Below are 748 nucleotides of genomic sequence, written 5' to 3'. Positions count from 1 at the left end.
GGGCGGAGGCTTCGTGCGTTGTGTCACATGGCAACGAAGCCCGATCGTGCGCGCATCGCTGTAATGTCGATCGAAGCCAGTCTGCAGCGGGTGCCGCCCGCCCACGTCATTGCTGGCGGTTTCGCAATTCTGGAGGTGGGGCAAAAGTTCGACCGGGATGATTTCAGAACAAGGTCCGAAGCTTTTGGCTATGTCGTCGACGAGAGGGTCGACGAACCGGGTGAAATAGCTTTTCGAGGCGATCTCATGGACATCTTCCCCGCTGGCGCGGAGGACCCCGTTCGCGTCGTCCTTGGCCCAGACAGCTGCATTCGAGAGCTCAAGACCTACGATGCGATCAGTCAACTCAGCGACCAGGTTCGAGACTCGATTGCTGTCGGACCGGCATCCGAGCTGATGTTTAAAGCTGGTGATCATCCTGAGCTGACAGCGATGCGCGCGACGTCGATGGAAGAGCGCCTGGTCGCATTATATGGCGCGATGCCATCTGTCTTCGACACTGCGTCGAGCGCCTCGATCTCCTTCCTTGAAGGTATCGACGGGCAGCCGCTCGACAAAATTCTGGACCTGATCGAGGATGCACGCCGTGCCAGGCAGGAGGCTGCCGGGCGCGAGAAACCTTTGCCGGAACAATTTTACCTGTCGCGTGAAGAGTGGGATGCTTCCGTGCGCAACCGCTCCACGAGACTTGCCGTTTCTGCCGAGCGAGTTCCCAAATTCTTTCGCCTGGCCCGGCAGCCTCCTGCCT

At 59.4% G+C, this 748-nt stretch carries 1 pseudogene; it reads left to right on the top strand.

Going from position 1 to position 748, the window contains the following annotated elements:
• Window positions 1–63: 63 nt before the first annotated feature.
• Window positions 64–748: pseudogene (locus EN932_RS37310) on the top strand (DEAD/DEAH box helicase); the annotation flags it as partial.

It is taken from the genome of Mesorhizobium sp. M7A.F.Ca.US.002.01.1.1, from assembly GCF_004022955.1.
In the GTDB taxonomy this organism is placed as follows: Bacteria; Pseudomonadota; Alphaproteobacteria; order Rhizobiales; family Rhizobiaceae; genus Mesorhizobium; species Mesorhizobium ciceri.
Note: the sequence above shows the minus strand (reverse complement) of the source record. Positions and strands in the feature narration are given on the sequence as shown.